This is a genomic window from Psychromonas arctica DSM 14288, from assembly GCF_000482725.1.
GTDB lineage: Bacteria > Pseudomonadota > Gammaproteobacteria > Enterobacterales > Psychromonadaceae > Psychromonas > Psychromonas arctica.
Genome location: NZ_KI519488.1, coordinates 1 through 19,845 on the forward strand (window position 1 = coordinate 1; position 19,845 = coordinate 19,845).

Consider the following 19,845-nt stretch of genomic DNA (forward strand, 5'->3'; position numbering starts at 1 on the left):
AAGTAACGATCCAAGAGTTCGCTCAAACACGTGATCAAGTTGCTTACCGTGCAGTGGTTGATGTGGATTACCACTTCACTACAATCAAAACACAAGACTAATTTAGTTTATCGTTTTAACTTATTGTTAGAACGATAAGAAAAGGTTCATCACCGAAAATGCCGTTGACTTACATAGTTAGCGGCATTTTTTTTGTTTATTTATTTTGATGCCTGCCATTAGTCGCTACCAACTAGCAATCGGGCAACGAGTAACGAGTAACGAGTAAACCAGCTCAATATTTTTACCAATCATCACACCGAGTAATAATATATATTATCCCCCAATTAGCGTGTAACAGTGGTCCAATAGCGCAACTAGCACAGCTCTTTGCAAAGATTTATTGCATCTAATTATTGTTTTTCGCCTGTTTGTTTGGTCTTGTTTGATAAAAATCATATAAGACTTCTAAACACTGCAATTATTGTTCAATCAATGTTTGAGCGTCATCGCTATAGATTTTTTGATTCTGCACCTTTGATTCAATATCCATTTATCCTGATCTATTAACGTTAACTAAGCCCCTATTCAGATGAATGAATGTTTTGTTATCGATTCAAAAAAGTGTAATCAAGCTAAACCGTAGGACAGATTAACAGTTGACTGCTTTTATAATGAGCACTCACTATTATATTAGTGCTCAGAAGATGGGTTAAGTTTTACAAACAATGAACAACAATGAAAAAATTAAAAAATGCAATAAATGACCTTACAGCCCTTGCTTTTCAAGTATTGAGCGATAAAAATAGCGAGTTAACCAAGCGAAGACTTTCCATGTAAATTGTTTAGGTTTACTCAAGTGTTGGCAATATACATAGCTATATTCTATGCAGGCCTTTGCTCTTCGGTTACGTTTGAAATCAGGCGCTCCAGAGCTCATGTTAAAGCGTAGATCATGTCGTTTTGCATAATCGATAGTAAATGCTGAAGCACGTCTATATAAGGCGAGTTTTTGTGGCAGTTGAGTATCGTAGCCTAAAATAGGGCACGTCATATCCGCTTCAATAATCACCATGCCAACAGTCGCTAACATCTGCCCTTGATGAAATAATCCATACAATGATATCAACCCCATCTGCACAGCTTGTATAAAATATGAGAGAGTAAATTGAATATTATGTTCACTGTATTTTTGTAAATACAGTAAGTCATAAAGTACTTTTGCACGTTTTATATCGTCTTCAGCAAACAACTTTTTGAACTGCCATTGCGGTTGTTTTAATAAACGTAAGTCATGCTTTAAATCTTTCCCTGCCACCACCGTTTGCCAGTTGATATGCAAATACACTTGTCGGGTAACAATAGCTATCCAACCATCTTTTTCACAGCGCTCAATAATAGGACTATGTTGCGCATCATTTAAAGAGCGTAATACTAATGCATGTTGATTACTTGTGTTTAAAGCTTGTTGGCGTAACGCAGGTAAATCGATTGTTGACCAACCTGTTGAATACATATTGGTGGATAAACACTGATTATTTAAAGTTTGTACATTACCGACACCCGCTAATTGCAGTGGTTTTTCAATTGCTTTAATTAGCTGGTAACTTAACCAACGCAACGGTGCAAATCGTACTTTAGGAATTTCATCTTGCGCATAACCTGTGATCAACGTTAATGGTGACACCACATAGCTATTGTTTTTCTTAACCTCAGCTGATCGGTAAGATATTGAATCTTCAGAGTTTAATTGAAACTGATTTGATGGAGTGCAATTATCTATAACAACACCACTATTGGCGCCACTTAGTGTCGACGGAATAATTAAACCTTGCTGTTGATAGCAATAAAACAGTGCGCTCAATTGATCTATTTTTTGACCTTGTAGCATCATATCAAAATAAGTTTGATGCCACTGTGCAGCACTAAGTTTATTCACATCCCACTCCCATGCTGACCATTCCATTCGATGTCTGCAGTGCTCGCCGCCGCCAAAGATTGATTACGGTATAACGCGGTTGTCAGTAATTCTGCACTGCTTAATAGCAGCGCCCAGGATGGTAACGGATAGTTTTTATCACCAAGTGCATTTTTAGCCGCAGAAAAATCACGCCAAGTTTGCCGTTTAAATAACATATTCAATCCACCAGCAATTAACATCGAGAAACCAATATATTGTGCCTGAGACGATTTATTGTTTTCAGTGTTAGTTGCTAGTTGACGTCGTTCGCTCGTTCGCAGTTCACTCACATTAGCTTGATCAATAGCAGCATGAACTTGTCCAACATTAGCTTTAAAGGAACTCCAACACTGCAAATGTTCTGCAACCAGATGCAAACCACTTGTTGCTCTAGGATTACACTCAATCACATAACACTCACCTTGATGCTCGATAAAATCAAAGGAGACTTGACCATGAAATTGAAACTGTTTTGCAAAAGCATTAATAAAGGTATTAATGGCTTCATGCTCTATCGGTTGGAAGTAAGTCGCTGCCGAACCATTAACACAATAATCTGGTCGATATACTTGATGGGCAATCAACTTACCTTGATCAAACAGCGCATAATTACACAAAGCTTGCCCTATCAACTTTTGTTGTTGCACCCAAGGTGTTGAATGGCTTATATCAAGTTGCTGTAAATCCACTTGCTTTATATCACGAATAACTTGCTCACCAAATCGGCAAAAAGTCGGCTTTAAAATGCTTTCCCACTCAGGGTCTATTTGTGTGCTTGTTGTTAGCTTTTTGGTCATAGGGAACTTAACCCCTGCTAAACCTGACAATAATTCAAACACGGCTGACTTATCATGTAACGATAAAAGTAACTCAAGCTCACTGATCAAACAGTTAGTTTGCTTTAACAAATGACTAAACTGAGCCAGATAAAAAATCTCTTCACAGGTGGGGATCAGCATCTGTATTTGATGGTCTTCTACTAATTTAACAATTTCATTTTGATATTGTTGAGGATCCTGCCGAGGTGATGTTGTTCTAACGTAACGATCAATCCCTGTTAAAAATCGACCAAGTGGTAACCGGCAACAATCACTCATCGTCACTTGATGTCCTTGACGCATTAATAATCGTGCCCATTCAATTGCAACAGGCGCCCTTGCGCCGGTGATTAAAACTCGCATAAGTTAACCACTCGGCGCTGTTTATTCGTCGTATTCCAACGAGGTTTATCAGCAAAGCTAAACACTACCGAATTCAAACCTTGCTGCATAAAAAGTTCATTAAGCGCGTTTTGTATTAAGCCATGCATTTTGCTATCAGATGAAATTTCAACATGGTTATCAGCAATTTGAGAAATCTTATAATCACAATGCTCAGTTAACTTGATACTGATAGCACGATAAATGAGGTCAGGTAAAACAGGCACTTTTTGACCTTGCTTGTTTAATAATAAGCAGTCCCCACAACGCCCAGCGATAGCGCCAATACCTTCGAACACATTGGCTTTATTTGACATCTCTTTTACCCCATGCGTTTGCACTTTTATCACATCGTCTAATTGATAACGGATAATCGGTTGAGTACGGCGACGAAAGTCAGTAATGATCGGACTGTAATGTGTTTTTTGTTCGTTTAACCAATGCTTTTCAATGAACACGATATCTTCATTCCAACGCATCTGGCCTAATTTATCGGTACTGCCCAAGAAACCTTCAGTACATTGATAAACTTCATGGATTGGGCATCTAAACTTCGCTTGTATCAGTGTTTTATCTGCTGGTGTGAGCACCTCTGCACCGGAAATAATACGTTGAGGTTTGATTTCAGATGCACTGTATTTGCCCGTGAATAACGCACAAAGTTGTAAAGCTTGTGCGCTACCAATCAATAACGTCGGTTGAAATTGATCTAACTGTTTCATCCATACTGCAATCGGTTGGGTTATGTCGATGTAACAGAATTTAATGGGGCCTTTATTGACTGTATTATAGAGCGGACTATTGGCTCTAAGCACTAATGCAATACGATGTGTTGTTAATAAATTAGGCAGCAATTTCCCTAATATATTGCCCGCCCAAATTTGCCTTTCCTGCGCATTAGCTAAAAATAACCCTCTTTGTCCAGAGGTACCAGAAGAGAGGCCAACGGTAACATCCTGTATTTTTGAGTGCTTAAATTGGCGCGTTGTTTCAGCCTCAATCGCAAGTTCAAACAACTGAGATTGTTGTAATCCTCGTGTATTTAACTGATCAAAATTCTCCATCATGATCTGTTTATTCATGATCGGGAATTGTTCTAATGATTGCCCTGTTAGAGATTGATAATAAGGAGAATGTTGCGTGACCCAAGAGAGATGTTTTTTTACTTGCTCAGCTTGCCAGCTTTGCAATTGTGTTCTGTCTTTAAAAGTCTTATATCGAGCATTATAAAAGGACTGTAACAGGGTGATCATTGCATCCAACCTTGCGCTTTTAACCTATCAATAGTCTGCGAACAATGCGATGGCACAAATTCGATGATGTCATGGTAATGCTGATAACAGCATCTCAATTGCGCCAATGTGTGACGATATTCGTTAACATCATCGCACAGGAAATTGGCTATCCAATGTTGGTTTATATTCTCTGCAAGGCTATCAATCAACCAACAGGCATCCGCTAATAAAAAGACCCATTGATGTTCAAGCCGGCATAACAACCCCACTTGCCCAGCAGCATGCCCTGGTAAGGCGACTAAATATAAACGCTGGTCATTAAATAAGTCCCGACACTTGAGTGTTAATTCCGGTACGAATACTCCGTCATTTCCAGTAAGAATGGTGGCTAACGATAACGGAAAGTCCTCATGAATTTGTAGTTGAGGGGTTATCTCAGCGGGTAATAATTGTTTTAAATAACCTTTACGTACGCCATTAAAGCGACCTGATTGTTGTATCGAATCGAGTCCCTGTTGAGTGCAATGTATGCTGGCGCTTTTGAACTCACTCACTGCTGCAATATGGTCTGCATGAAAGTGTGATAACACTAAGTGCTGAATTGAATTAATCTTTATATTTTCTACATTTAACTGTTCTGTAATGCAATCACCATGTTTTAATTTACAAGGTGTTACCCAAGCATAAAAACGTTCAGGAAAGCGTCGAGTAACATTAAAAAATTGCTCGTGGTAGCCAGTATCAAACAATACAAAACCTTGCTCAGGATGTTCAATTAATGCCACCGCAGCCGGAAAAGAACGCGCTTTTAATCCACTCCCCGGTTTAACAACAAAGCCCGGATGAACACAATGCCCGCCTTCAAACAGTTTTATTTTTAGTCCAGTCGACATATCGTGTTATTCCTTCGGTAATACTGACATTGGCTTGATAATCTAAGCATTGCTTGGCTTTATCGATATTCAACGTTTGGTGGAAGTTTAATAACCCTGCGCTATAAATAGTGATTTTAGGCTCGGGTTGATGCGATAAATAACGACAAATTTTTTCATTCAACGCAATCACAGGGGCTAATAATGCGTAAGGTAATGGCGTTAATTTAATTGGTCGCTGTTGTTCACCTTTTGATAAAGCGGAGAGTAATTGTCTTAATACATCATTAATCGGCATGGGTTGATCATTACTAATATTAAAGATATGACCACTTTCCAAACTTGTTGCTTTTACACACGCTAGCAAAGCCGCATCAGCAACATTGTCGACGTACGTTAAATCTAATACCGGATTTTTGGCAGAGGGAATTAACAAACGATTACCGTTTACCGCTGCTAATAAACGAGGCACAAGAGCGCGATCATTCGGTCCATATATACCTCGGGGCCTTAAGATAACCGTATTAAGACCTTGGCCATGACTATTTGCTAATACCGCTTGTTCTGCTAAATATTTGGTCTGGGTATAATCGCAACAAAAGGTTTTTGCGACCGGATCTTGCTCACTGATCAACCAACGGTCAGTAAAGTCAAAGTACACACTGGTTGTTGAAATATGCACAAATGTACCAATACGGTGTTGTTTGGCCAGAGTTAATAGGTTTTCCGTTGCCACAACATTAGCTTGATAAAAGGCGTCGTAAGTTCCCCATGCGCTAGAAAATGCCGCACAGTGAATAATGGCATCAAAATGCCCCGACTTATTATCAGCGTGACTAGTAACCTTAATATCGCTGGCAACCTTAGTATCACTGGCAACCTTAATACCATCATTTTCGCCAAATGCACTTTGTAAAATGCTTGATAAAGCTTGTTGATCGCTTAAATCAATAACATGGCCAGTCACGGGGTATTTATCTGTTAATTGTTTAACGAGCTTTTCATTACGACCAATAAAATGTAAGTCATGTTGCTGATGGTATAAACGAATAATTGCACTACCGAGCATGCCTGTACCGCCAGTCACCAATATCTTCATTCGTGCTTTGTGAAGAGCATCTGCAGTCATAGTGTTAACAATCCCATTCCCAATGATAAACCCGCCGCGGTCCCAAACAATAAAACGGTATGAGGCTTTTCCGATGAGCTTATTTGCTCTCTACTCTGTGCGATTTGTTGACGTAACAGATGCAAGTTAATAGGTAATGATGCCGCAATTTGATTCCCCAACTGCGCTACATTATTGACTACTTTATGCTTAGCAAAACCAGTGAGCCGCGGTAACTTATTAATGGCACGATGGCTTGCTTGATGCGGCAATAAATAATCAATGTATTGTTTATTGATATTAGCTAGTTGCAACCCCTTTTCTAAAAACGCTGGCATCGCTATCGCCATCTGTCTAAATAATGCTTTACCGTTCATTTCAAATTGGCTGGCCGCTAATAAATCAGCATGAGAATGAGTGTGCGGGTTGACAGCACTACCGCCTCCTCTCACTTGGCAAAGTTCATAGCCTTGATGGTGAGTTTCAAAATATGCCCCTGTAAACCCTTTTGCTGAAGGCTCTGCTTGCAATACAAAAGCGGCGGCACCATCAGAAAATAAAGTGGCGACTTCAATAGAGGCAGGCGTAGTTTTATTAAGTGTTATACCCGTACCACATTCACTACTGACAATCACAATACGTTGATGGCGTTTAGCGAGGAAAAGACATTGTGCATAATCTAATGCAGATAAAAATGATAAGCAGGAGCTATTAATATCAACGCTGGTTAACTTTGTAGGCGCCTTCAGATACGCTAATACGGCCGCAGCATCGTAGGGTAAGGTTTGGTGGTGTGTAGCACTGGCATAAATAATGAAATCAATATCATCAATGTGCAGAGTGGCATTTTTTAATGCGCCTAGAACCGCTTCGCCAGCCATGGAGATAGCGGTTTCATGGCCTGAGGCAATATAGCGTTTTTCAACACCGTATTTGTGTTCACTTGTGCCTGGCTTTAACCCTAGATGTGAATCAAAGTCTTCACCTTTCCAGGTTTGTTTTGGTAGATAAATATCACTACCCATAATATTAAATGCCATCTCATCCCCAAAGTTAAGTGTGGGTATCCGCATACCACCTATAGCAAAGCTATAAATAGCAGCTGCTTTCGTATTTAGTTAATGTCTATATTCAGTTTATACTTATCATGACCGTGCAAATAAGTTTCTTCAATCATAAAAAGGATTAATATATCATATATTTATGACCTTTCATGCGCTAACAACTTGTATTGCTAACGACGCAACATTCAAGCTATATAGCCACAACATTCACAAAGGCCCTATTTATAACAGTAAGTCATAACAGCGAGTCATAACAGCGAGGTTTACGAAAGCTTTAATAGCTATAAAATGAATGACGTTATTTGAATATATTTTTAATCGCTTCAATCATCCAGGCCATGATCGGTCCTTTACCCGTATCAACGCGTTTAACAATACCCATTTCAACGATCAATGAATCCGGAATATGTTGCGTTGAAAGTTTCACTAACTTACCGGTATGCCACTCATCATTCACAATATGCTCAGGCACCAATGCCCAGCCAATACCTCGGGCCACTAACCCGCTGATATGGTAATAACTATCCACATACCAATGCTGTACGGAAATAGACTTCTCGGGAGTACCGCCTAAACGATTACGGATAACTAATTGCCGATGTTGGTTTAATTGCGCATAAGTAGGCACCGGCACCTTTGCTAATTGATGATCAGTAGAGACTACTAAGGCGTGTTTAAATTGACTTATGATTTCTAATTCCAAATCCTGGCTCAGTGGCTGTAAATGAAATAAAATCCCAAAGTCTGCCGTTTTATCTTCAATCCATTTAGCAATATCATCTTGAGAACCATTAATAATGGTTAACTTTAATAACGGAAAACGCTCACTCACCTCTTTAAAGAACGATTCAAAACTAAGGATAGGCACCGCTTCGTCAATCGCAATGGTTAACGCCAACTCTTCCCCCTCGTTTGCAGTCAAAGCACGTGCTTGTAAGCGTTGACACTGAGATAACACCGCTTGCGCCTCAATATACATCTCCGCACCTAGCGGCGTTAAAACCGGTAAGCGAGCATCACGATTAAACAGTTCAAACCCTAAGTCTGCTTCTAGGTTTGCAATAGCAGTACTCACCCTAGATTGTGCTTTACCTAGCTTGCGAGCAGCAGCAGAAAACGAACCTTGTTTGACTGCGAGGACAAACGCCTCTAGTTGATCTAACGTCCAATTCATCATCACACCGTTTTGTTTAACATAATTAAAGTACGTGATTAAAGCACGAGACTAAAGAACACGCGAAAACCATCCGAATAACGGATAGATATTAACTACCATCAATCTAATTAACAAGCATAATACGGCTAACAATAATGTCTGATTAATTTCAATCTCATTCTATTTTCATATTGAGTGAACTTTCAATTGCACTGTTTATAACACAATTAATAGCAGTCTCAATACCGACCACAGTTCAAAATATCAGCACATCACCACATAATACAAAACAGTTAACAGCATCATTAAAGTAGAGAATAAAATGCAAAACCAAGCGATAGATCTCCCACCACTAACAGCGTCTGTGAAGTCTGAAATTAACGTTTCAAACGAACCAATAATAACTGATGACTCTATCAGTAAAGTGTTTTGGCGCTATGCAATTCCTTCTATTGCAGCCATGGTGGTTAATGGCTTATATCAAGTTATCGATGGTATTTTTGTTGGTCATTATGTTGGCTTTGAAGGCTTAGCAGGCATTAATATGACCATGCCAATCATTGGCGTGATCATCGGGTTAGGATTAATGGTTGGTATGGGCGGCGGCAGTTTAATGTCAATTTATCGGGGCCAAGAAAAAGCTCACAAATCGTATCAAGTGTTAGTTAATAGCCTTTGGTTAATTATCATACTCGCGGCATTATCCACTTATTTAATCAGCACGTTGAGTGACCCATTATTAAATCTACAAGGTGCTACCGGTAATACACTCAGCTACAGCCGGGATTATTTAAGTGTTTTTGTTTGGGGGGCTGGTTTTGCTATTGCCGCTGCGGTTATTCCCATGCTTATTCGTAACGACAACAGTCCTAATTTTGCGACAGGTTTAATGATCTTTGGTGCACTGGTTAATATTGCGCTCGATTATATCTTAATTGGGATCCATTCGATGGGTTTGCAAGGTGCAGCAATTGCGACGATCGCTTCACAATCATTGGTGTTTTGTATCGGGATTGCTTATTTCTTTTCAGCAAAAGCACAGACTAAATTAACGCTGGCAGGATTAAGCTTAAAACTCGATGTCGCAATAAAAATCATTTCCTTAGGTGCATCGAGCTTATTTATGTTTATGTATTTCAGCTTAGTGATTGCACTGCATAATAAGTTATTAATGGCCTACGGTTCATCTGTTAGTGTCGGTGCATTTGCTATCATTGGTTACATTGCCACGCTGTATTATGTAACAGCAGAGGGGATTGCTAATGGTATGCAACCACCCGTCAGCTTTTATTTCGGTGCCAAACAAACTGAGAAGATCAAAGCTACGGTCATATTGGCATTAAAAGTTGTGCTTTATTTAGGTATTGGCATCGTGTTAATACTCAATATTTTTCCGGATCTTTTCATTCATTTATTCAGTAACGCAGACGCTGAACTAGCAGCAGAAACACAAACAGGTTTGCGCTTACATCTATTTGCATTGTACTTAGATGGATTCTTATTTATTGCTACTGTTTATTTTATGTCGGTCAACCAAGGGGCTAAAGCCCTATCAATTTCAATAGGTAACATTGCGGTACAATTACCGTTTTTATACTTTTTACCACAATGGTTAGGCATCGATGGTGTTTGGTTATCTCTCCCGATTTCTAATGTGTTACTAACTATTATTGTGGTGCCAATGTTATGGCGAGATATGCAAAAAATGTGTAAATCTATTGTATAAATCAGAGCTATTTTATAAACCTCAGCCCTTATATACCCCTTAACGATATTACACATCTTAACTGCTATACAAACCTTAACGATTCCACAAAACTGGCTCGGCAATAATAATATTGTCGAGCCATCCATCATCACCCGATATCGCCCTTCCCATCACCAACCTATATAGCAATCTACATAATAATCTACATACAACATTAACAACATTAACAACAAACCATGCAACAACCATAAACCTGGTTGTTATTGGTCATTTACACCTATAAACACCGTTTTAATGGCACTTAACATGCGCCAAATTAAACACCAACACCATAACAACCAACAAAATAGTAGTTAATGTAAAATAATCAGATTAATGACTACTTTAATGGTAATAATAGACTTTAAATTGTAATTAAGTGGTGTACTATTAATAAAAACGGAGGATGCATGAATAGTAATGATAGCCCAAGAGCCATCGCTGAAACATTAGGTAGACGCCTCAAACAAGCCCGATTGAATGCAAACCTTTCACAGGAAGCACTCGCTTTAATGGTGGGATTATCTAAAAACACCATTGTGAATGTAGAAGCAGGCCGAACCAAACTAGAGACAATGATTGCTGTCATGCAAGGCCTCGGTTTGTTAGATCAGCTTGCACTCTTTCTGCCAGAACAACCCGCTTCACCAATCCAAATTGCAAAAATGAAAGGGACTGAACGTAAACGTGCGTCCAAAAGGTCACTTGAATCGAATAAACTAAGCAACAAAAAAGCAGAGAGTGAACTCGAATGGTAGAAGCAGTCAGTGTTAAATATAAAGATCATGAAGTCGGTGCACTCAGCTTTAACACCGAAACAGGTTTGGGTGCTTTTGAATATAACGCCAGTTTTATTCGCACAGGTATTGAGCTGTCACCGCTTAAGATGCCCTTATCAAAAAATATCTATAGCTTCCCAGGACTGGATAAACCGACCTTTAAAGGTTTGCCCGGATTAATAGCAGATTCATTACCCGATGACTTTGGTAACTCAGTGCTTAATGCATGGGTTGCAAGTCAAGGTCGCACACCAGAAAGTATCTCGCCACTTGAAAGGCTGCAATATACAGGCAAACGCGGCATGGGCGCATTAACTTATTCCCCTGCGACTCAAGTTAAAAAATTCAACGCATCCAATAAAATAGAAATACAATCATTAGTCTCCGTCGCACAAGAAATACTAACCGAAAGAGGCAACTTTAGTGCACAACTAAAACACCCAGATCAACAGGATAAGGAGGCCATGTTAGCGCTCATGTCTGTGGGTATGAGTGCAGGTGGCGCACGCCCTAAAGCGGTGTTGGCTTTTAATAAAAACTTCACCCAAGTAAGATCAGGGCAAACCCAAGTACCAGCAGGTTTTAAACATTATTTAATGAAGTTTGACGGTGTTAGTGAACACAATAAAAATAATGAAACGTTCGGTGACCCAATGGGTTTTGGTGCCATGGAGTATGTTTATTATTTAATGGCCCGTCGTTGTGGAATTACGATGACCGAGTGTCATTTGTTAAATGAAGGTGCAAGACGACATTTCATTACACAACGATTTGATAGGATTGGTAATCAAAAAGTTCATACACAAACCCTCAATGGTCTTGCCCATGTCAGTTATAAACAACCCGGCTCATTTTCCTATGAAGAGTTAATAGGTATCGCGCGTCAATTAAGATTAAGCCAAGTAGAAGCGATGCAGATATTTAAACGCATGGTGTTTAATGTGGTCGCAAGAAACCATGATGATCACGCTAAGAACTTCGCCTTTATATTAAATGAACAAGAGAAATGGGCATTATCACCAGCTTACGATATTGCATACAGCTTCAAGCCTGGTAATAAATGGGTAAATAGTCACTGGATGAGTTTGGCGGGTAAACGTGAAAACTTTAACCGTGAAGACTTCTATCAATTTGAACGCCTCAGCCCTATTTTTACTAAAACAAGAATCAACGAAGTGATCGATGAAACAATTGAAATAGTCTCAACATGGAAAGCATTAGCAGTCGAGAATGAAGTACCGAACTCGTTAATCGAAGAAGTAAACCAGAACTTAAGATTATATATTTAGCAGAGAAAGTCGCATAGATAGTTAATATAGATAGTTGACATAGGTAGTTAATATAGAAACTTTAACTAGAACACCCGCTCAGACACTAACATTGGACAGCTAACGGAATAACTTTGTTAGCTGTCCATAATTTTACATAATGATGTCCGTAATAATGCCCCTGCGCATGCACTAGTTTTATTGAGCAGATAAACGAGATAAGGCTTTGAATAACTCAGGAGTTGCGAGTACAAGAGCTTGCTCTTGTTTAGTTAAATAACTAACCGCTTCACTGATCGTTGTTGCTTCATTAATCTTCATAGTTGCGGTTGCTTCAACAGCATTGACTTGTCCAAGAGGACGCGCTGGAACACGGTCAATAAACGCTAAATGCAATGCGTACCAATGTGGATCGCTGACTAATTCCACTAAGTCTGGGCTGGCCTTAATCGCTTCATGATAAATAAGCACAGTCTCATCCATAGATTGACGAATAGCCGGCCTTTGAGTTTCATCAGGAGTACGTAGCAAATGCATTTTTTTGAGCACCGCACCTAATCTCCAAGAACCAGTCAACATAGATAAAGGTACTGACAACAACATGCCAGCAATCGCGGGCGACAACCACGCTAATAACGCTAAAGAATTGAAATAAGCAGCCACGGTTAAAAACACACCAAACGTCATATGCCAACGATGCCTGTAGATTAGGTACTTAATCGGCAAACTACCATCGCCACGACGTTGGGGATTCCAACCTGAATCTTGTCCAATCAAAATCGACATAACGGCACCACTATGAATCAACATCATAATCGGTGCGATCAAAGCAGACATAATCACTTCAAGCATAAAACTAAGCGTTAAGACAATAAAACCACCCGCACGTTTTCGTGATTTTGTATCAATGAGGTATGAAATAAAACCCAACGTTTTAGGGGTAAATAAAATAACCATTGTGAAAATAAACAAGCTCAACGCACGCGCAGCATCCATGGTTGGCCAAGATGGAAAGAATGAAAATTCATTCGCAAAATACTCAGGTCGAATATATTCAGCTTGTAAAGAAAGCCCTAACCCCACCATGATCAATAACAACCATAATGGCGAAGCTAAATAAGACATCACCCCAGTCAGCAAGTGCATACGACTCACCCAGTGCAAACCTTTAGCAGTAATAACACGGCTATGCTGTAAATTGCCCTGACACCATCGACGGTCTCGAATAGCAAGATCAGTCATAGAAGGAGGACATTCTTCATAAGATCCACCAAGATCCGACGCAATAATCACACTCCAACCAGCACGTCGAATTAAAGCGGCTTCCACAAAGTCATGGCTAAGAATATGACCACCAAAAGGAGGTGGCCCTTTAAGGTCAGGTAACCCTGCCGCAGACATAAACGCTTCGCGACGAATAATCGCATTATGTCCCCAAAAATTACCTTCTTTATCCGTCCACCAGGCAAGGCCAGTTCCAACAACGGGGCCATACACGCAGGTTGCAAACTGCTGTAATCTCGCCATTAACGTAGTGCCATTAATTAACTGAGGAATGGTTTGAATTAATCCAGTATCAGGATCCGCTTCCATACGACGCGCTAACTCAATGAGAGTATCAGCTTCCATTAAACTATCGGCATCTAAAACTAATAAATGGTCGTAATTACTACCCCAACGTCGACAAAAATCGCCTACATTCCCAGCTTTTCTGGCACTGTTTTTAGGTCGACGACGATAATAAACATTAACCGTTTTACCCATACGCTGACGTAGTAAATGAAACCCCGCCTCTTCGGCTAAAATAATTTCGGGATCGGTGGTATCACTGATAACAAACCAATCAAAAGCGTTGCCTTCTCCTAGCTTACCAATTGCAGATGCCATCACTTCAATGGACGAAAATATTTGCTCAGGGGCTTCGTTATAGGTCGGCATTAACACCGCAGTTCGGCCCATTAACTTCGCGGTTAAACGCGTAGGGATCGCGCGTCTCTGACGAACAACTAAAAAGAAACCCACTATCGAACCGGTAAAAGCAACGGTGATCCAACTAAAGGTTAAACCAAATAACAATAGGAATAAGTACTGAACAAAGGTCACCTGCTCAATTGTCAGTACCGAGCGCATTTCATTAATGCCCCACACCGATAACAATAAAGCAGAGCCTAATACCAACCAGCGTCGCCATGTGTGGGAACGGCAACCATTTGGATTCACTGGCGAGTGTTTATGCTCAGCATTACATACAGCTAAAGATTGAGCAGGCATATCCCCGATATTTTCCTCGGGCATGCCCAGCTTAATATCAAATGCACAGGGTTGAACATGCGCGTCAATTTTCGGATCAAGGCTAGATGCAGAATGGCCAGCTTTTACAGCGCTTAGTTTGTCCATTGATACATCCACGTTTCCGCTTTACGGTCATCGGAAAACTGTAAATCTAATCGCAATTCAATCAATTCAACATCCAAAGGATCTAATTCGAAAGTAACACGGTAACCGCTATTATGAGGATTTTCAGTCACGACGATATTATCAACTACACCCGCTGAATTTTTGATAACTGCTTTAGGCGTTTGCTGATTATCATTATGTGAGGGATTAGGGAACGTGTAATCAATAACAAATAAGCGTTTGGGTGTTGGCCCATTAATACCTGCGCGGCCACTTTTTGTAGAATCAACGATGGCTTCGCCTTGTTCAACCGTCGGCTTTTTTCCCCAAAATAAACGATAGGAAAATTGATACTCAGACCCAGCAGGAATAATGTCAGTAGGCGACCAATAAGCGACAATATTGTCATTGATTTCAGACTCGGTTGGAATTTCTACCAAAACTACCGCTCCTTTCGCCCAATTACCGACGGGCTCTACCCACAAACTTGGACGACGTTCATAATGCGCTTCTAAATCCTGAAAGTGTTTGAAATCACGGTCGCGTTGCACGAGTCCAAACCCTAAGGGTGCGTTATCTGCAAAAGCACTAATTTGAAGGTTAGTGGGATTACGTAGCGGACGCCATAAACGTTCACCACGGCCATTAATAATTAATAACCCATCAGAATCATGCACACGTGGACGGAAATCGTCAACATTTGCTCGGCCGTAAGAAGAGAACATAAACATACTTGTCTCGGCGGCTAACCCTACTTTATCTAAATCAACGCGCGGGAAAAGTGTTGCTTCAATATCCATCACAGTATTGTCACCGGGACGAATGGTAAATCGATAGGCTCCTGTTGTACTTGGGCTATCTAACAGCGCATATACAACAATCGACGTACTCTCTGCGGAAGGTTTTTCAATCCAAAAGGCACGGAAACTAGGAAACTCTTCACCTTCAGGCTCTGCTGTTTTTAACGCCAAACCTCGAGATGATAATCCGTAGGCTTGATCTTTACCTAAAGAACGGAAATAACTACCGCCCTGAAACACCGCCAATTCGTCAAAGTAGTCAGCATTATTCAGCGGATAATGCAGACGCAATCCCGCAAAACCAATATCACCCGTTGGCAATGGTTTTTGCATCACTTCCCCGGTTGTAAATAGACTAGGGTCATAACGTAAATGAGTTGATTCCCCACCATCAACAATCGCTATTTCAACGGTTTCTTTAAAGTAAAAACCACGATGAAAAAGTTGCATTTGAAATGGCAGCTCAGTATTCGCCCAAATAGAAGAGGTAGGGTTAAAGCGAATATCTCGATATTCGTCGTAATTCAACTCCTGTAAACTGGTCGGTAAAGTAAGGTCCGGTTCTTTGTAAGGTGCTTTAGCTAATTTACGTGCGATATCTGCAACAGTGTTACGGTCAAATTTACCGTTCACTGTGTAAAGTGGCTTCACTGGATCCACCTCTTTTGGTGAGTCTGCTTGCGCAGCTAAGGAAATGATTGAGATTGATAAACTAGGTAATAAAAAACTCATTACACTCAGGTTTTTCCAAAATTTAAAACGTGAAGACTTATATAATAATGACATATATTTAAACTCTTAAGTTATGGGTAAAAGCACTGTCTAATTAGGTCGTACAGGTACTCTCTATTTAGGTCCAAAGGTCACTAACTAGCGATGGTTGCAAAAACCACCAGCTAAATAGATAAGAATCTTAGTGAATTTCAAAATAAAATATAAAAGCTCATGATTTTATTAAAATTATCTTTCAGACAACTTAGCCAATTTATGTTCGGAGGTAATAAAAACTAATACAGTAGAAATTAAGCTAACTTTTACTGATTGAAAAACTACCCAAAAGTGGAAAAGTAATCGAAAGCTCACAACGGTTAAGTTGATAAAACAATAACTTTCATAACTATCGACTGCTAAAAAAACTATAAGTTCTAAAATAATTATCAAAAACATTCGCATAAAAATACATCGAGATCAGTCGTTATAACGCTTACAATAGGTAACTTTATTGAAATGGCTTCCCCTGTTATTAATAACTCAAAGCAATTAAAACCTGTCATTAAAACAGGTGAAAAGTACAATCAAAGTTGTGATGCCAACGCAAAAAATAAAGAAACGTCATTCATAGAATAGGAAGAAAAGCAGATGGGATTTGCAAGTTGCATTTTGAGGTAATAAGGTTGAATATATTAATCACTTACCAATCAAATAGAGAATGTATATGTATCAAATTGTTGCATCAGATCTCGATGGCACCTTGTTGACATCAGAACACCAAATTACCACTTATACCAAACAGATCCTCACTCAATTACATCAACAGGGCAAATCCTTTATTTTTGCGACAGGCCGCCATCATGTGGATGTTGCAGCTATGCGTGAGCAAGTGGGTATTCCCGCTTTTATGATCACTTCTAACGGTGCACGAGTTCATGACACTGAGAACACCCTCATCTTTCAACAAAACATTGCAGCAGATACAATACAAAGCATCATGAAAATATTGGCCGCGGATAAAACACTACAAGCTAACTTATATCGAAATGATGATTGGTTAGTGAGTAGAGAAGATTTTTACGATACCAGCAACGAAGCGCATTTTTCTTATAAAGTATTTGATATCAACAACCCACCTGTAGACGGCGTTGCAAAAATATTCATCAAACATGAGCAAAAAAACCACGACAAACTCGCCTTACTAGAAACGCAACTAAATGCTAAATTTGCGGATAAAGTGCATATCACTTTCTCTTCTCCAAACTGTCTTGAAATTATGGATAAAGGTGTGTCTAAAGGTCATGCATTGCAAGCGATTGCTAAAATGAAAGGCTATGAACTAAAGGACTGTATTGCGTTTGGTGATGGCATGAATGATTTTGAAATGTTATCAATGGCAGGTAAAGGTTTAATCATGGAGACGGCACACCATAAAGTTAAAGAAGCTTTACCAAACCTAGAAGTGATTGGTCGATGTGATGATGAAGCGGTAGCAAATTACCTTGCAAAACATTTATTAGTACAAAAATAAGTTGTAAATAATCTTCTCACAAACCAGAACAAACTAAAAACAAGTTTACGGCAAATGGAATTGCAGCAAACTTGCTTGTAACTATAATTTCTACGATACCTAGTAGCTATACCTAGTACCTATACCTTTCAGCAACACCTTTCAGCTATACCTTTCAGCTATACCTTTCAACGACACCTGATAACCGTACCTTTCAGCAACATCAATAACCATCGCTTACCTAGTCACCATACCTTTTAGGACTATCTAATCGCTCTATAGGTAAGTGGCCAACTAACCTTGTTGTGCGGCCATTGACGAAGGTAGTTCTTTAGTCTGTTGACTTTGTTTTACTAACAACATCGCAGTTTCATGTTGTGCATGAACAAATGAGCTAATAGCAAGATCCGATAACTCTTCTTTGTCATCTAAGGAGTTAATCTTCACAATCAAATTTGCTTGAGGGTGATATTCCAACACGGATTCGCAAATAATCTTGATATTTCTGATCGAGTTAACCGTCAAAATAATACTAGAAGACAGTTCTACCTTGAGCGATTCCAGTACAGGTTGTTTGTCTAAATGACCAAAATACGCTTGGTAGCCTCTTTTTCTCGCCACTAAAACATGCTGTAAGTTATCGGAAATAATCAAGAAACGTTGATTTTTAGTATGTAGCTCTTTAGCCACAATTCGCCCTAACGTATCAAAACCACAAATAATCGTATGTTGCTCAATAGTAACCGGCGTAATTTTATCTGCCTCGAAAAACTCAGTGACAAACAAAGCTGACAACTTATAGATATTGTTGACCATAAAGGGAGTGATAATCATCGACAATACAGCAACCAAAATAAGAAAACCGCCCAGTTCTTGTGATAATAAGTTTTGGCTAGTGGCTAATGCAAAAATAGCAAAAGAGAATTCACCAACCTGACAAAGTGCTAATGCCGACTTTATCGAATCACTTTTGTTCGATTCTTGTCTTATCAAAAAATACACAACAGTGGCTTTAACCAACATCGCAGAAACGAGTACGCCGGCCACTAAATGCAAGTGAGTTAGAAAATACATCACATCTATTTTGGTGCCAATCGAAAAGAAAAAGGCACCTAATAAGAGATCTTTATAAGAAGCAATATCAGATTCAACCTTCACATGAAAATGACTTTCCGCAATGATCATCCCCGCAATAAAAGCACCTAAAGAGTAAGTAAATCCCATTTCATGCGCTACCAGAGAAGCGCCCAATACAATGGTTAATACAGAGCCAAGAAACATCTCTTCCATGCGAGCACGGCTTGAAAAGTGTAATAGCCATTCAATTATTTTTTTGCCTAAAGTAAACATAAATGCAATCACTAAACAGGCATAAACCGAGGTTTTTAATAGTACATCGCCTACTGACAGCCCTTCTTTTGCTAAAAATCCAATCAATAACAAAATAGGGATAACCGCTAAGTCTTGAAAGATTAAAATCGCCACCGACTTTTCGCCGTAAGGAGTGACAATGTCTTTGGATTTTTTAAGATAGGTCACCACAATCGCAGTGGATGACAAACTAAAAGCTAAGGCAATGATAATGGCAGAAGTGGTATCAAGTTTAACCAAGTAAAAAGCGATTAAAAAGATGATCGCAGAACTGGCGACGACTTGTACAAAACCATTCAAAAAAATGATTTTTCTCAACTTCTTTAATTTAGAAAAAGACATCTCCAAACCAATGGTAAACATCAAAAAGACGATACCAAATTCACCAATCAACTCTAGTGATGAAAGGTCAGCATGACCATTGAAATCAAAAATATTACTGATAATTGTTCCGGTGATGATGTAACCCACTATGTGTGAAATAGCGAATTTAGTCAGCACAATATTAATAATACTAGCGATCGCTAATGAGATAGCGATGATGATAAGAATCGAGTCCATGATGGGCCTTAAATAACAGTCCGAGTTATCAACAATATATAACGTAGATCACATTTTACAAACTCTTTTTAATAATAAAAAAGCCTATATCTATGATTTTGCAAAAATTAATAAACCACGCCAGCTTT

At 39.3% G+C, this 19,845-nt stretch carries 15 protein-coding genes; 5 read left to right on the forward strand and 10 right to left on the reverse strand.

All coding sequences use genetic code 11. From position 1 onward, the window contains the following. Window positions 1-8: 8 nt before the first annotated feature. On the forward strand, window positions 9-101 hold the full coding sequence (locus H592_RS24990; RefSeq protein ID WP_483826405.1) for a hypothetical protein: 93 nt from the start codon (window positions 9-11) through the stop codon (window positions 99-101). A gap of 647 nt (window positions 102-748) precedes the next feature. Here H592_RS24990 and H592_RS0120120 read toward each other — a convergent pair. From H592_RS0120120 to H592_RS0120150, 7 genes are all read right to left on the reverse strand, one after another. Further along, complete coding sequence (locus H592_RS0120120) at window positions 749-1,918, reverse strand: hypothetical protein (protein WP_028870345.1); 1,170 nt, start codon at window positions 1,916-1,918, stop codon at window positions 749-751. Then, window positions 1,915-3,120 (reverse strand): ATP-grasp domain-containing protein, encoded by a 1,206-nt coding sequence (locus H592_RS0120125; protein ID WP_028870346.1) that lies wholly within the window; start codon window positions 3,118-3,120, stop codon window positions 1,915-1,917. Before H592_RS0120125 ends, H592_RS0120120 begins: the two co-directional genes overlap by 4 nt. Further along, the gene (locus H592_RS0120130; RefSeq protein ID WP_037072376.1) at window positions 3,108-4,391 is read right to left on the reverse strand and encodes a F390 synthetase-related protein; all 1,284 of its coding nucleotides are present in this window, start codon (window positions 4,389-4,391) and stop codon (window positions 3,108-3,110) included. Before H592_RS0120130 ends, H592_RS0120125 begins: the two co-directional genes overlap by 13 nt. Next, entirely contained in the window at window positions 4,388-5,266 is an 879-nt protein-coding gene (locus H592_RS0120135; protein WP_028870348.1) for an MBL fold metallo-hydrolase, read from the reverse strand. The genes H592_RS0120130 and H592_RS0120135 overlap by 4 nt, the downstream gene beginning before the upstream one ends. Continuing rightward, on the reverse strand, window positions 5,235-6,374 hold the full coding sequence (locus H592_RS0120140; protein ID WP_211235698.1) for an NAD-dependent epimerase/dehydratase family protein: 1,140 nt from the start codon (window positions 6,372-6,374) through the stop codon (window positions 5,235-5,237). Before H592_RS0120140 ends, H592_RS0120135 begins: the two co-directional genes overlap by 32 nt. Further along, window positions 6,371-7,393, reverse strand: a complete 1,023-nt coding sequence (locus H592_RS0120145) for a ketoacyl-ACP synthase III (protein ID WP_028870350.1) — start codon at window positions 7,391-7,393, stop codon at window positions 6,371-6,373. The genes H592_RS0120140 and H592_RS0120145 overlap by 4 nt, the downstream gene beginning before the upstream one ends. 322 nt (window positions 7,394-7,715) lie before the next feature. Continuing rightward, entirely contained in the window at window positions 7,716-8,591 is an 876-nt protein-coding gene (locus tag H592_RS0120150) for a LysR family transcriptional regulator (RefSeq protein WP_028870351.1), read from the reverse strand. Window positions 8,592-8,895: 304 nt separating this feature from the next. Here H592_RS0120150 and H592_RS0120155 point away from each other — a divergent pair, with 304 nt between their 5' ends. The 3 genes from H592_RS0120155 (at window position 8,896) to H592_RS0120165 (ending at window position 12,388) form a co-directional block, all read left to right on the forward strand. Beyond that, window positions 8,896-10,299, forward strand: a complete 1,404-nt coding sequence (locus H592_RS0120155) for an MATE family efflux transporter (protein ID WP_037072377.1) — start codon at window positions 8,896-8,898, stop codon at window positions 10,297-10,299. Between the two features lie 431 nt (window positions 10,300-10,730). Beyond that, window positions 10,731-11,078 (forward strand): helix-turn-helix transcriptional regulator, encoded by a 348-nt coding sequence (locus tag H592_RS0120160; RefSeq protein ID WP_028870353.1) that lies wholly within the window; start codon window positions 10,731-10,733, stop codon window positions 11,076-11,078. Next, the gene (locus H592_RS0120165; protein ID WP_028870354.1) at window positions 11,072-12,388 is read left to right on the forward strand and encodes a type II toxin-antitoxin system HipA family toxin; all 1,317 of its coding nucleotides are present in this window, start codon (window positions 11,072-11,074) and stop codon (window positions 12,386-12,388) included. The genes H592_RS0120160 and H592_RS0120165 overlap by 7 nt, the downstream gene beginning before the upstream one ends. A gap of 177 nt (window positions 12,389-12,565) precedes the next feature. On the opposite strand, the gene mdoH is transcribed toward H592_RS0120165, so the two are convergent. Both mdoH and H592_RS23000 read right to left on the reverse strand, forming a co-directional pair. Beyond that, complete coding sequence (gene mdoH, locus H592_RS0120170; RefSeq protein ID WP_156916167.1) at window positions 12,566-14,764, reverse strand: glucans biosynthesis glucosyltransferase MdoH; 2,199 nt, start codon at window positions 14,762-14,764, stop codon at window positions 12,566-12,568. Then, on the reverse strand, window positions 14,752-16,350 hold the full coding sequence (locus tag H592_RS23000; RefSeq protein ID WP_051369291.1) for an OpgD/OpgG family glucan biosynthesis protein: 1,599 nt from the start codon (window positions 16,348-16,350) through the stop codon (window positions 14,752-14,754). Before H592_RS23000 ends, mdoH begins: the two co-directional genes overlap by 13 nt. Window positions 16,351-16,999: 649 nt before the next feature. Here H592_RS23000 and H592_RS0120185 point away from each other — a divergent pair. Beyond that, window positions 17,000-17,806 carry a Cof-type HAD-IIB family hydrolase gene (locus tag H592_RS0120185; RefSeq protein WP_028870356.1) on the forward strand — a complete coding sequence of 269 codons (807 nt, stop codon included), beginning with the start codon at window positions 17,000-17,002 and terminating at the stop codon, window positions 17,804-17,806. 273 nt (window positions 17,807-18,079) lie between these two features. On the opposite strand, the gene H592_RS0120190 is transcribed toward H592_RS0120185, so the two are convergent. Next, entirely contained in the window at window positions 18,080-19,717 is a 1,638-nt protein-coding gene (locus H592_RS0120190) for a cation:proton antiporter domain-containing protein (protein WP_028870357.1), read from the reverse strand. Window positions 19,718-19,845 lie beyond the last annotated feature (128 nt).

Coding starts and splice junctions, on each gene's coding strand:
- H592_RS0120125 (WP_028870346.1), bottom strand. CDS start 3,120: ATGCGAGTTTTAATCACCGGCGCAAGGGCGCCTGTTGCAATTGAATGG.
- H592_RS0120130 (WP_037072376.1), bottom strand. CDS start 4,391: ATGATCACCCTGTTACAGTCCTTTTATAATGCTCGATATAAGACTTTT.
- H592_RS0120135 (WP_028870348.1), bottom strand. CDS start 5,266: ATGTCGACTGGACTAAAAATAAAACTGTTTGAAGGCGGGCATTGTGTT.
- H592_RS0120140 (WP_211235698.1), bottom strand. CDS start 6,374: ATGACTGCAGATGCTCTTCACAAAGCACGAATGAAGATATTGGTGACT.
- H592_RS0120145 (WP_028870350.1), bottom strand. CDS start 7,393: ATGGCATTTAATATTATGGGTAGTGATATTTATCTACCAAAACAAACC.
- H592_RS0120150 (WP_028870351.1), bottom strand. CDS start 8,591: ATGAATTGGACGTTAGATCAACTAGAGGCGTTTGTCCTCGCAGTCAAA.
- H592_RS0120155 (WP_037072377.1), top strand. CDS start 8,896: ATGCAAAACCAAGCGATAGATCTCCCACCACTAACAGCGTCTGTGAAG.
- H592_RS0120160 (WP_028870353.1), top strand. CDS start 10,731: ATGAATAGTAATGATAGCCCAAGAGCCATCGCTGAAACATTAGGTAGA.
- H592_RS0120165 (WP_028870354.1), top strand. CDS start 11,072: ATGGTAGAAGCAGTCAGTGTTAAATATAAAGATCATGAAGTCGGTGCA.
- mdoH (WP_156916167.1), bottom strand. CDS start 14,764: ATGGACAAACTAAGCGCTGTAAAAGCTGGCCATTCTGCATCTAGCCTT.
- H592_RS23000 (WP_051369291.1), bottom strand. CDS start 16,350: ATGTCATTATTATATAAGTCTTCACGTTTTAAATTTTGGAAAAACCTG.
- H592_RS0120185 (WP_028870356.1), top strand. CDS start 17,000: ATGTATCAAATTGTTGCATCAGATCTCGATGGCACCTTGTTGACATCA.
- H592_RS0120190 (WP_028870357.1), bottom strand. CDS start 19,717: ATGGACTCGATTCTTATCATCATCGCTATCTCATTAGCGATCGCTAGT.